Source organism: Leptolyngbya sp. AN10 (assembly GCF_050565645.1).
Lineage (GTDB): Bacteria > Cyanobacteriota > Cyanobacteriia > Leptolyngbyales > Leptolyngbyaceae > Leptolyngbya.
This window is the reverse complement of record NZ_JBNXVP010000059.1, coordinates 21,319-33,006: the sequence shown is the minus strand read 5'-3', so window position 1 is coordinate 33,006 and position 11,688 is coordinate 21,319. Positions and strand designations below refer to the sequence as shown.

General features: G+C 46.4%; 15 protein-coding genes. 10 read left to right on the top strand and 5 right to left on the bottom strand.

From position 1 onward, the window contains the following. Window positions 1-123: 123 nt before the first annotated feature. Genes ACQ4M5_RS38370 through ACQ4M5_RS38360 form a run of 3 tightly spaced genes read left to right on the top strand, consistent with a single transcriptional unit; the run spans window position 124 to window position 1,377 of the window. A complete protein-coding gene (locus ACQ4M5_RS38370; RefSeq protein WP_430681056.1) occupies window positions 124-660 on the top strand; it encodes a DUF429 domain-containing protein in 537 nt (178 codons plus the stop codon). Next, window positions 657-1,073: a DUF2752 domain-containing protein gene (locus ACQ4M5_RS38365; protein WP_430681055.1), complete on the top strand. Its 417-nt coding sequence runs from the start codon at window positions 657-659 to the stop codon at window positions 1,071-1,073. The genes ACQ4M5_RS38370 and ACQ4M5_RS38365 overlap by 4 nt, the downstream gene beginning before the upstream one ends. Before the next feature lie 37 nt (window positions 1,074-1,110). Further along, the gene (locus ACQ4M5_RS38360) at window positions 1,111-1,377 is read left to right on the top strand and encodes a hypothetical protein (RefSeq protein WP_430681054.1); all 267 of its coding nucleotides are present in this window, start codon (window positions 1,111-1,113) and stop codon (window positions 1,375-1,377) included. A gap of 39 nt (window positions 1,378-1,416) precedes the next feature. Here the strand turns inward: ACQ4M5_RS38360 and ACQ4M5_RS38355 are convergent, their stop codons facing one another. Beyond that, a complete protein-coding gene (locus tag ACQ4M5_RS38355) occupies window positions 1,417-2,616 on the bottom strand; it encodes a glutathione S-transferase family protein (RefSeq protein ID WP_430681053.1) in 1,200 nt (399 codons plus the stop codon). A gap of 56 nt (window positions 2,617-2,672) precedes the next feature. After that, complete coding sequence (locus tag ACQ4M5_RS38350) at window positions 2,673-3,164, bottom strand: hypothetical protein (protein WP_430681052.1); 492 nt, start codon at window positions 3,162-3,164, stop codon at window positions 2,673-2,675. Window positions 3,165-3,298: 134 nt separating this feature from the next. Between ACQ4M5_RS38350 and ACQ4M5_RS38345 the strand changes: the two genes are divergently transcribed. The 3 genes from ACQ4M5_RS38345 to ACQ4M5_RS38335 all read left to right on the top strand — a co-directional run bounded on the left by ACQ4M5_RS38345 (window position 3,299) and on the right by ACQ4M5_RS38335 (window position 6,473). After that, complete coding sequence (locus ACQ4M5_RS38345) at window positions 3,299-5,191, top strand: tetratricopeptide repeat protein (RefSeq protein ID WP_430681051.1); 1,893 nt, start codon at window positions 3,299-3,301, stop codon at window positions 5,189-5,191. A gap of 9 nt (window positions 5,192-5,200) precedes the next feature. Continuing rightward, window positions 5,201-6,061 carry a flagellar assembly protein H gene (locus ACQ4M5_RS38340; protein WP_430681050.1) on the top strand — a complete coding sequence of 287 codons (861 nt, stop codon included), beginning with the start codon at window positions 5,201-5,203 and terminating at the stop codon, window positions 6,059-6,061. 82 nt (window positions 6,062-6,143) lie between these two features. After that, window positions 6,144-6,473, top strand: a complete 330-nt coding sequence (locus ACQ4M5_RS38335; RefSeq protein ID WP_430681049.1) for a hypothetical protein — start codon at window positions 6,144-6,146, stop codon at window positions 6,471-6,473. A 530-nt stretch (window positions 6,474-7,003) separates the two neighbouring features. On the opposite strand, the gene ACQ4M5_RS38330 is transcribed toward ACQ4M5_RS38335, so the two are convergent. Genes ACQ4M5_RS38330 through ACQ4M5_RS38320 form a run of 3 tightly spaced genes read right to left on the bottom strand, consistent with a single transcriptional unit; the run spans window position 7,004 to window position 8,439 of the window. After that, the gene (locus tag ACQ4M5_RS38330) at window positions 7,004-7,495 is read right to left on the bottom strand and encodes a Spy/CpxP family protein refolding chaperone (protein ID WP_430681048.1); all 492 of its coding nucleotides are present in this window, start codon (window positions 7,493-7,495) and stop codon (window positions 7,004-7,006) included. A gap of 9 nt (window positions 7,496-7,504) precedes the next feature. After that, window positions 7,505-7,831 (bottom strand): hypothetical protein, encoded by a 327-nt coding sequence (locus ACQ4M5_RS38325; protein ID WP_430681047.1) that lies wholly within the window; start codon window positions 7,829-7,831, stop codon window positions 7,505-7,507. Next, window positions 7,828-8,439 (bottom strand): sigma-70 family RNA polymerase sigma factor, encoded by a 612-nt coding sequence (locus ACQ4M5_RS38320; RefSeq protein WP_430681046.1) that lies wholly within the window; start codon window positions 8,437-8,439, stop codon window positions 7,828-7,830. The genes ACQ4M5_RS38325 and ACQ4M5_RS38320 overlap by 4 nt, the downstream gene beginning before the upstream one ends. A gap of 144 nt (window positions 8,440-8,583) precedes the next feature. On the opposite strand from ACQ4M5_RS38320, the gene ACQ4M5_RS38315 reads away from it, so the two are divergent. Genes ACQ4M5_RS38315 through ACQ4M5_RS38300 form a run of 4 tightly spaced genes read left to right on the top strand, consistent with a single transcriptional unit; the run spans window position 8,584 to window position 11,393 of the window. Continuing rightward, window positions 8,584-8,850 (top strand): hypothetical protein, encoded by a 267-nt coding sequence (locus ACQ4M5_RS38315; protein WP_430681045.1) that lies wholly within the window; start codon window positions 8,584-8,586, stop codon window positions 8,848-8,850. Further along, the gene (locus ACQ4M5_RS38310; protein ID WP_430681044.1) at window positions 8,837-9,256 is read left to right on the top strand and encodes a DUF6334 family protein; all 420 of its coding nucleotides are present in this window, start codon (window positions 8,837-8,839) and stop codon (window positions 9,254-9,256) included. The genes ACQ4M5_RS38315 and ACQ4M5_RS38310 overlap by 14 nt, the downstream gene beginning before the upstream one ends. 53 nt (window positions 9,257-9,309) lie before the next feature. Further along, a complete protein-coding gene (locus ACQ4M5_RS38305) occupies window positions 9,310-10,212 on the top strand; it encodes an SDR family oxidoreductase (RefSeq protein ID WP_430681043.1) in 903 nt (300 codons plus the stop codon). Then, on the top strand, window positions 10,122-11,393 hold the full coding sequence (locus ACQ4M5_RS38300) for an ATP-grasp domain-containing protein (RefSeq protein ID WP_430681042.1): 1,272 nt from the start codon (window positions 10,122-10,124) through the stop codon (window positions 11,391-11,393). Before ACQ4M5_RS38305 ends, ACQ4M5_RS38300 begins: the two co-directional genes overlap by 91 nt. Window positions 11,394-11,688 lie beyond the last annotated feature (295 nt).

The window sequence follows — 11,688 nt, the reverse complement described above, 5'->3', positions numbered from 1 at the left end:
TCGTCGGTAATTGCATAAATCGCTATAATTTCGTCAAGCATTTTTCTTCTCTTCAAGGGTCAACATCTTGAAGAGATTTTATTGGCTTTGCTCCCTGACCGCTTCTAACTAGCAACTTGGGTTATTATTCCAAATCAAACCGGAATGCGATTGCCCGATCGTTTAGCTCATAAGCATTTCGGGCGATATCATGCTGGGTGCTATCCTGCGAATTTAGGACTTCCGTTTGCCGATCGTACTGTCGGTGTAGGACTAAGTTTGGAAGCACGAGGATTTGAACACGCGCCCACGATTAAAGCTCAACATCCAGGACGCTATCAAATCGAAGTGTTTCCGCATCCGGCAATGGTGCATCTATTCGGATTGAATCAGATTTTGAAATACAAAAAAGGCACGATCGCACAACGTAAACCAGAATTAGAAAAACTACGTCAATTCATTCTGGAGCGATTACCTCAAATCGAACCGAGATTAAAGTTAGAAACACTACCGGAAATTCCTAACAAAGGCGTTGATCTGAAAGCAGTCGAAGATCAGTTAGATAGTTTGATTTGTGCTTATGTAGCCGCGTATTGGTGGTATTGGGGTGCAGAAAAAAACTTAGTATTGGGCGATCGAGCATCAGGCTATATTGTGGTTCCGTCCCCTTTGAGTGAATGATGCTTGCTTCATTAATTCGATCGCGAAAACTTTGTCTTATTCTCGTTGCCGCTGCGATCGTTCATTTTGGGCTGATTTTGCTTGGTTTACCCAGTTGGCAATGTCCGATTCGAGAAGTGTTGAGAGTGCCTTGTCCGGGTTGTGGAATTTCCCGCGCTACGATCGAACTCCTGCAAGGTCATTTTGATCATGCCTTTAGAATTCACGCATTTGCTCCGATCGTGGTTCTCGTGGGTGGATTGGTTGTGAGTGCGATCGTGCTGCCAAAATCGCACCGACTTAAACTTTCTAGGAGTATCGATCAGATTGAGCAGCGAACCGGAATCACAATTGTGATCCTTATTGGTTTCTTAATCTATTGGTTAATCCGATTGTTCTTTTTTACAAAGGAAATCTATGACTGGGTAATGTGATGTGTTTTTATAGCTACAGGTTATTGAGGGTTCATTCATGGAAGCTTTACTTGGATTGGTCGTTTTAGCAGCAGCGATCACGAGTTTGGTGTGTTTCATTCTCGTTCTTATTAAACTCTTTGAAGATAAGGGAGTAGGTTGGGGAATCTTCGGGATTTTCTGTAGCATTTACACGTTTATTTGGGGTTGGCAAAACGTCGATCGATACAACATCAAAAACATCATGGTTCTCTGGTCAGCTATGGTCGGGGTCAATCTTCTACTCCGAATTCTGGCGATCGCTGCGGTCAGCCAAGGAAGCTAGGCATCACATTGAAAAGGGAACCGTCTTTCCCTTCAAGACTTACCGCTTCGCAAAATTTGCTGGATCTTGATCGCGTCGATGCTTGAGCGGAATCGGTGTACCTTGACTATTTCCCACTAATGCGGCTGTTTCTTCCAGGGCAGTTCTAAAGCGTTTCGCAGCATAAATCGACATATCACGCGGCACACTAATCCGATCGCGTAAATATCGCAAAGCCACATCTGATCCCGCTGGCGGAACACAAACCTCATCTGTCATCATTCGAGTTAGGGCACAGCGCAAGGCTTCATCCATCACCCGATCGTTTGAGGGATTGACTCGGATAATGTTCGATCGATGTTTGAGCACTCGATACAAAGCTTCTTTGCGAGAGTGTTCTGGTTCTGGATAGTTTACATCCGGTAGCTCAAACCAATCACCCTGATCGACTCGTGCTTTATTGATCAACATCTGCGGTTCGCCATTCTCCCAACATCCGCCCATCTGAGGCGGCAAATCGTGAGCATGAGTATGGAAATCACTTTGAGTGCCACGATACGTCGATCGAGCTTCCATTGCATCGAACCAAGCCTTGAAACGCGGATTCTCTTCGCGCATCGAATAGCCTTTGTAGTAGTACAAACTCGCATTCATCCGCTCAACATACGGTGTGAAAATTACATCCACCGTACTGAATTCCTCTAAAAAGTAGTCTCCAGGAGTTTGGCTCAGTGCCTCTTCAACCTTCGATACGACTTCGATAAACTTCTCGCGCTTCTGTTGCTCATCGCGGGCAGAATACGACGGATAGCAGAGCCAATTACACCACGCCCGGAACAGAAGCCGCTCCAGCCATCGCAGCGATTTGACTCGCGGATCTTCCATTCCAAACTTCAGCACCCCAAACGATCGTTCAAGCGCAATCAAAATATCATCGCTTTCGGTAATGATTCGACCCTCAAGCTCGATCGCAGGCAGCATTCCCGATGGCACTTTCCGCTTGTACCACGCTTCCTTTTCCCCATAGCAGAACATCGTTACTTTCTCAATCCGGTAGGGAATCTGCTTTTCTTCCAGCCACAGCCAGATTTTCTGACAATACGGACACCAAGCATGATAGTCCCGATACAACGTCACTCGCACATCCGATTCTGAATGTCCAAAGAGCCGTAACCAGGACTGAGCATTCGTGGAACCATTGACTGGATCGATTTGGTAATCAGTGAGAGCTTCGAGTTCTGTCCAGCTTAAAACGGGCATAAGAGATACGATCGCAACGAATTCTATCGTGACGGGTCTTGCATCTCTGCGTCAACCTAGAATCGTAATCCAACTCCACCTTGCAGAGTTGCAGCGGCTCCTCCGTTTCGGTAGCCATCAAAGGCAATTACCGCATTTCCAAACACCACGAGATTGCTATTGGGCAGGACGTAATCGATTCCAGGCTGAATCGCGAAACTGGTACGATCGCCCACCACCGAATTTCCACCGAGCGGAATTGAAGCCCCCGCGCCAATGTAAACATCGGTCTGCCAATTCAGCGGATAGTCGTAAGAAATCGTGGGTACGATCGCGGTTCCGCTGCCTAAAAATGCCTGAGCGCGGATTGAAATCGGTGCCCTGAGAAACTTGTACCGTCCAGCCACCACAGCCGAAACGCCACCTCCATCTCCATCATCGCCGCTGGTTAGACCGATCGCAGGACCCACACCGATATAACTTCCATAAGCCGCTTGAGCAGAAGCGGGGGCTTGATACGCGATCAAGCCAACCACTGCGGCTCCAAATAAACTGGTTAAAACTTTCATCGCTCAACTCCTCACATCGAATCGGCTGAATTATTTTTAATCATATCCAAGTTTGCCCGTTTCTCAAGTGCAACAAATCGATTTTTCTTTGAATTTCGATTGAAAAATGTATGAGAATCAGTAGAACTTTTAGAATGAGAGAAACCCCTATCGTTGAGTTTTATATGTCTGATTCCGCATTAGGCGATCGCTATTCTGATTTGATCGAACAAATTATCCAAATGACGCTAAAAGGCAATATTCGATCGAAAGAACAGGTCTATCAACTGTTGGCGCAGGAGATTGAACCGGATAGTGGCGAAATTTTTGAAGTGAAGTTTCGCGATCGCTACATGCAAACGGAAACCCAAGCAAATGATAAAAGCGACGAATTAAAGCAAGCGAAAGCAATGCGGGCAATGCGGGCACTCAAAACCATTGATGGGGAATGGAGCCGCTGGCAATCTGAAAACCGAAATAGAAGCGCGATCGCAACTTCAGTTCGTCGCTTAAATCAGGCGGATAAAAGCGATCGATTACTTATTTTTCTCGCATTGAGCGATCTAAATCAACCTGATAGTTTGAATGCTGACCAACTCAAACAAGTTGCACTCACGCTTCGACAACAGCCAATTTCTGATCCTGAAACTCAGCAGGAACTTGCACAATTGAGCGAAGGAATTGTCCGGGGTTTTCGATCTTGGGACATTTTGCAGCCGCATTTAGTCAGTTGGATTTATGATCCAGAACAACTTGGATTTGAGGGTTCATCACGCGGACTAAATCCTTGGGAAGTTTGGGCAAAACAACCACTTGGAACCCGATTACAATCCTTTTTCGCAGTCCTCGATCGCAATGATCCGGTGAGATATTGGGCACAGGATCAGCCCGATTTGACGGTTGCCGATTGGGTGGAATTCGCGATCGTGGTTCAGACCTTACAACGGGGTTTAGTCAATTGGGCAGAAAATCAAAGCTATAGTTCCAAAGCAGGACGAAACTTGTGTGTCTCGATGTTCCTGACCTTTGCGCTAATTTGGTCAGAGTTAGCGAATGGATTTGCACAGTCTTCGTCTTTGAATTCGATCAATCGATCGCGGTTTTCTGATGCGTCTTTCCGAGTCACTCTGCAAATTCTCCGAATCTTTGCTCAACGAGACTATTTCCCCTTATACGGAACGATCTATACGCCCTTTTCAGGGGGGCATTTCCGAGAGGCGATGAACTATCTGAGCGAGCCACTAAAACAAGCGGAAGGCACTCAGGAAAAAGCTCGAATTTTAACTTTAATCGGGGCTGCACAACGAGTCTTTGGAGCATTTGACATTGCAAAAGAGATTCATGATATCGCGAAAGACATTGCTCAAGAAGCAGGCGATTATCGATGCGAGATTGCTAACTTAAACCATCTCAGCCGCATCAGCATCAATCAGAAACAATATGCAGAAGCAATTAGTACCAGCCAACGCGCTCTGATCCTGAGTCGTCAGAAGGGCGATCGTATGGGTGAAGCAAACGCACTCGCGAATCTTGGCTATGCAGAAGTGTTCCAAGCTCAGTTACTTGAATCTGATCCAGATGCGTATGAGTTAGCGATCGGGTATTTGGAACAAGGTTTAGCACTCTCGGTGAAGCTAAAAGATCTACAAAGCCAAGCGCTCTGTGCTCTGAGTTTAGGAAGTGCTTATGTGACTTTGAATGATGTTGATCAAGCTTTGAAATATCTAGAGCAAGCGAGTTATGCGGCGGCGGATGCAGGCGATCGCTATCTCCATGCTCTCTGTTTGGTCAACTTTGGAGAAGCCTTTTACCAAGAGAAAGACTATGGGAAAGTTGTGTACGCATCGACGATCGCAATGTACAAACTTGAACAGATGGGCACGACCGATTGGCGTTCTCCAGCAGGGTTGTTGACGATTCTGCAAGGACAACTTGGAGAGCGATTTGATCAAATCATGGAAGAACAGCGATCGAGATTAATTGTTGAAATTGGGGTTGATGGCTTTGATTATTTGGCGGAATTGCTCGATCGATATCGTCGATCGTAAGATAGCTAGATGGCTCAAAATTCTTTTGATCAACTCTCCAAGCAATATCTAGAGGAGTTTCTAGCTCCACTTGGAACGGTTCAGCGCCAGTACGAAATCCCAGGCGAATCAAAATTCGTGGATGTGTGGTTTGTGCCCAATCCTGAAAGGGTGCAATCAGACGATTTGGGCCTGTTGGGGCGAATGGTTCAGAAACCCTGCTTGCTCGAACCTTATCGTAATTCACCTGCTCGTACTGACATTAGAGTTGCGGTGATGAAATTGGTGTGGATTCAAGAAGACGAACGGCGCAAAGCACAGCAGGACGCAATTTCTGAAGACGAGTTGCCGATGCTCTGGATTTTAGCGACAACGACTTCTCGACCTTTGTTAGAAGAAGCCGGCTGCGTCACCAAACCAGATTGGCTAATGGGAGTCTACTTTGTTCCATCGATTTTCAAAACCGCAATTGTGGCAATTGATCAACTCCCCGAAACAGAAGAAACGCTGTGGTTAAGAGTCTTGGGACGAGACGGGACGCAGGAAAGGGCGATTCGAGAAGTCTTGGCGCTGCCTCTGAATCATCCACGACGCAATGGGATTTTAAGATTATTATCCAATTGGAAAGTTAGAATTGATCTGAGTGAACTTCAAGATTTTAGTGATCGGGAGGCAGTTATGGCATTATCCGAAGCTTTCTTAGAATGGGAACGGCAACATGAGGAACTTGTTACACAGCGAGTTGAGCAACGGGTGAGACAGGAAACTGAACAGCAAATTAAGCAAGGAATTGCACTTAAACTTCTATCTCAGGGATTACCGCTCGAAGTGATCGCGCAATCGACAGAGCTATCGATCGAAGATCTCCAACGGCTTCAAACTACTCTCTGATTGAACAGTCTCAAACTTCGGAGAGACGATCTGGACGATCGAAATTCAGCACGATCGACAAGTTGTATTGCTAAATTTCATCATGGCAAACGTTGATCAAGCAAATATTGATACTACGATCGGGCTATTACAAGAAGGAGTCATTGCGATTCCTGTTGAACAAGCGATGGAAGTTATCGAGGCTTGGGAGCAGCAACTCCGAGGACTTGCGATCGCGAATGATTTAGGCGAGTTGAAAGATGCCCTGCGGAAAGGGAAAAGTGCAGAAGCGATCGCTAATTTGCTGATGAGTTTGGGAGGCGATACTTCAGGTGAGTTGAACATTGAAACTTCTGGTGATGTTGCAGATAAGATTCAACAGCTTTCTAGATTGCTAACTGAAGCTAGTACAGATATGCGGAGCTTGGCTTAGAGAGTGTTTGAGAAGTCATCGTTGATCGCATTCACCCGCCCGGAAATGAATCTCCGGGCTGATCGGGGGAAGCCCACTAAACTGGGCTAAGAGGGTGTTTGAAAAGTAGTCGTTCATCGCATCAATCGCCCCTCGAATAGAATTCGGGGCTATCGGAACGAAGTCTGTTGAAACAGACTGAAGAGTTTGCTGTAACTGGCTTTCAGTCCCCTTCAGTGGACTTTGTTCCGATAGACCGTGATTTCCAATCACGGGCGAAATGGCATCGAAGTGAAGCATCTTCCTATACTTTTCAAACATGCTCTAAGAACTCCGTATTACGCTCTTAGCCCGCTTCAGCGGGGTTTCCTCCATTAGCCCGGAGATTCATTTCCGGGCGAACTCGCAACGCAGCAAAGCCGCTTTTTATACTTTCCAAACACCCTCTTAGGTTCGAGACTACTATCTCGGTCGTGAAGCATCTAGAATTTGCGGCTTGAATCCGTATAGCCGCAAATTTCAGTATGAAAAGCTTAAAGGATTCACGTTTTTCAGATACCTGGAGCTTGATGGTGTACTCGATCGCGCATTTTTCCTCTGCGCTGTTCCATCCGCTGTGCAAATCGTTGCCGCTGCTCTGGGGTCAACACATTTCGGACTTCCAACATGCTATTGAACTGAGCATCAGCAACTTTGGTTCTCAGTTCTTTGACCTGACGGAATTTTTCCCGAATTTGATCATCGTTTGCGCTTCCCGCCATCAAAGTTCTGAGTTCTTGTTGTGCTTGACGAGCCGCATCTCGATCGCTTTTCATTTGATCCCGATAGCGCGATCGAATCTGCTGAATTCGACTCATTTGATCCGCTGACAAATTCAATTCCCGCAATAATCCCATCTCACCGCGCCCAGGACGATCTCTCGGTGAGGGTGCTTGAGCAATGACATCATTCGATTGTCGGAAGTCGATCGCACGTAATACCGCCGCACTTCCGACGACTATGAGAACAGTAGACGCAACCACGATCGCAACACGACGCAACATAACAAACTCCTAATTGGCAGTAGGTTCGATAAGGGTTAGATAATCTCCAGAGGTCTCACTTGTACCATCGACCACGGTTGACCAGTTACTTTCTAGATACGCTTCTAAAGTGGCAGGATCAACAGATGGCGATCGAACAGGTTGAGCAATGATCACTCCAATAAACGAGGCGGCAATTCCCGCCATGCAAAGCACGATCGGACGAGAGAGACGAGAGCGTTTCGGCAGAGATTGAATAATTCGATCTTCTAAATCGGGTGAAGCGGTCGGCGGATACGATCGATGACGACGAAGAAAGCTCGTAAGCTCCTCATCCTCTTCTGGGTGTGGATTCATAATTGGACTCCTTGACGATCGAGAAATTGACGCATTGCCCCACGAGCATGAAATAATCTTGATTTCACAGTACCGACAGGAATTTCTAGAATTTCCGCGACTTCTTTCTGTGGCACTCCTTCGAGATCATGCAAAACCAAGATCGTGCGGTGATCAAAGCTCAATTCCTTTAATCCTCGCATAACAATATCTTCGTAGTGCAACTGAATCAGATCGGGGGCTTCTTGCTGTTTCGGTGCGTGTTGGGTTAGAACTTCTAAGCGCGATCGACCTTTTGCCGCTGCTTGTCGATAGTCCGATGCGACATTCCACACGATGCGATACAGCCAAGTCGAAAACTGGGAATTTTGCCGAAATTTGGGTAATCCTTTCCAGACTCGCAGGAACACTTCTTGAACGAGATCATCGATCGCATCGGCATCACACAGTTGAAACAGCAATGCCCGGACGCGATTTTGGTAGCGCCTGTAGAGACGGCGAAAACTGTGAGTATCTCCTGCAACGCAGTCTTTGATCAATTCGTAGTCCGATTGATCTGAAGAATTCGATGAGGGAGTTGCTTGCACCGAGAATGTGGAACTAATCCAAGAAATTGCTGCCGTTGTCACTGGTGGGAGTGCCCTTCAATTCAAGATACTGCTTAGACTGCCACCTGTTAAAAAAGGTTCAATTGTGCGATCGCTATTTAATATTGCCTGTCGATACCACTACTCTGATTGAGATTAAGATGAGATTAGCAACACGGTGAGCAAATGTCTGAACCCGAAGGAATTCTACTGACACCAGGAGGACAAAAGAAATTAGGAACGCTCGTCGAACTAAAAGATCTTTCTATCTCTGACGCGATTCGACAGCGTGGCGGTGGACAGAGCCAAATTAATCAACTCGCTACTAATATTCAAACTCTTACAGTTGCAGAACTGGCAAACTTAGCAGCGGATGGCGATTCTGACGCAGAAACGGCAATTAAGATTCTCAAACAAGCCAAAAAGAAGCGAGATAAATATGGTGGAAAATGATTTCCCGATCGGTGCACCACTTCTCAATATTTCCGCGCTCGAAGACCAAACTATGACTTCTTCGGAACTGTGTCTTGATCAAGTGAAATTCATCTTTGAGACGCAAACGCTAACAGTAAAAGTAGTTGCTGAAACAGACGAAATTGAGTTGATTCAAACAGAAACAGTTCCGATGCTTGAAATGGCTCCTCCGGAGTGGGGTCGATCGCTAATCGGAAAGAAACTGCAAACTTTCTGGCAATGCGAAAATGCTCAAGGCTACCAAGACCAAATTATTTTTGCGTTTGGAACCCTTCAGCCGAGTGTAACGTTTTTAGCAGAAGGATCAGTTTTAAAGGTATTTCAAAGCCGACCTCTGTCTAAAGAACAATTGCTTTCAACACCACGCCAACAAATCGTTCGCTGATTCTGGTATCGTATCTGGGCGCTTTGAAATAACATCATTTTTCTTCCTTTCATATGTCTTCTCAAGTGGTTTTAATTACGGGTGCATCGGCTGGAATTGGAGCCGCACTCGCGCAACTGTTAGCCGATCGCTTTCCCGGTGTCAGATTGATTCTCGCGGCTCGAAGTATTGATAAGTTGGATCGAATTGCCGATCGTGCTCGTGAATCTGGGGCGGAAGTGCTGACGGTGGCGACGGATATGGGACAGCCAGAACAAGTGAAAGCACTGGCGCAAATCGCGATCGACAAGTTCGGGCGGGTGGATGTTTTAGTGAATAATGCGGGATACGGGCAAATGGGACCGATCGAATTAATCCCGATCGACTTAGTGCAGCGACAGTTTCAGGTGAATGTGATTGGCGCGATTGGACTGATTCAAGCCTTAATTCCAGTGATGCGCGATCAAGGCGGCGGCAAAATTATTAATGTCAGTTCGCTTGGCGGTCGGATTGCTTTTCCGTTTTTCGGATTGTACAGTGCTTCTAAATTTGCGCTGGAATCGCTGAGTGATAGTTTGCGACGAGAATTAGCACCGTTTAATATTCGGGTGAGTGTGATTGAACCGGGTCCGGTGACTACGGAATTTTTCGAGGTGGTCGAGCGTGAAGTTGATACCACGATGCCAGATGGGAAGAATACGCCATATCGAGCCGCGTTTGAGAATCTAGAAAACTTGGATAGACTTACAAGAAGTCAGGCTTGGAGTTCGGAGCGAGTCGCGGCTGTGATTGTGAAAGCGATCGTAGCAAAGCGACCTCAGCCTCGATACATCGCAGCCACCGCTGGAGGCTTGACCATATTCATGATGACTAAGGTACTGCCGACATGGATCGTGGATCTTTTTTGGCAAAAATTCTACGCAATCGATCGCGTCGCCAAGGATTGGAAAACTCGTCAACGTCAGCCCTCCCTGTAATGGATCTCCTCGAATATCAAGCTAAAGATCTGTTTCGTGAAGTTGGAATCCCGGTTCTACCTTCTCAATGTATTGAGCGTCCCACGGATTTGAAGGCGCTAAAGATTCCTTATCCGATCGCGCTCAAGTCTCAAGTCTATATGGGTGAACGCGGTCGGGTTGGAGGAGTGCGATTCGTGTCAAATACGATTGATGCGATCGCGGCGGCTCATTCGATTTTTAATTTGCCAATTATGGGTGAATATCCCAAAGTGCTATTGGCAGAAGCGAAATACGAGGCGCAACAAGAACTCTATTTGGCAGTGGTTTTGAATCAGTCGATTCGGCGACCTGTGATTTTGGGATCGGCGAAAGGGGGCATTGATGTGCAAACCGCGATCGATGCAATGCAGCACGTGGTGATTGATCAAGATTTCTCTCCGTTTTATGCGCGTCGATTAGCGCTGAAAATGGGACTGCAAGGAGATCTGATCAATTCGTTTAGCGATATTGTTGAACGAATGTATTGGTTGTTTGTTGATAAAGATTTGGATTTAGTTGAGATTAATCCTTTGGGTGTGAATGCCAAGGGTGAAATCATGGCGCTTGATGGCAAAATTACCGTGAATGATGCAGCATTGGGACGGCATCCAGCATTGGCAGCATTGGACAATCGACCTCGAAAATTTGTCATCGATCGCTTACCCGATTCATTAAACACGATCGATCCAGAGGGACAGATTGCGATTCTCTGTAACGGTGCTGCGTTGACAATGGCAACAATGGATTTGATCAGTCAATCGGGCGGGAAGTTGCTGCACTATCTCAATATTGGCAGTGAAACGCATCATAGTTGGCAGCCAGAAACGCTGTGCGATCGATTAGAGCAAGGCTTAACGATGTTGGCGAAGAATAAACAAGTCAAAACGATTTTGGTGAATGTTGTTGCGGGAGCCGTTCCGAGCGATCGAATTGCAGAAGCGATCGGGCGATTTCTCCGTCCGCCTGCACCCACGAGAGCCGTGAGCCAAGAACTGAAAATCAGTCGGGGTGCTCCTTTGCCGAAATTGGTTGTGCGGTTGTTGGGAGCGAATTTAGAGGTAGCGAAAGAGTACTTAGCTGCGACTCCCGCTTTGGTGATGGATGACTTGGATAGCGCGATCGCACAATTAATCATTCTTACTAAGAAGAGGGAGTCTTAACCTAGTATTAACCTTGCGTTAATTGAAATATAATCAAGTACTTCCACGGATCTTTTTTCCCGCGTTCGAGTTACGTTTGGTGACTTTAGCAGATTTGGGGATTTGTGTTCTAGCTGACCCCTTTATAATTTAGGGAAGACGCAAGCTTCACCTGTGTAAGACTTAGAGAAAGGATAAATCTGAGTCGATTTTGTTCATTGTTCTGTAGCCCCTACGATCGTCCGAATACTTCCGAGCTTGCAGACTGACTTTGGGACGGGTTGTAGTGCTTGGGTTCACCGTTTATAGTTCTAGC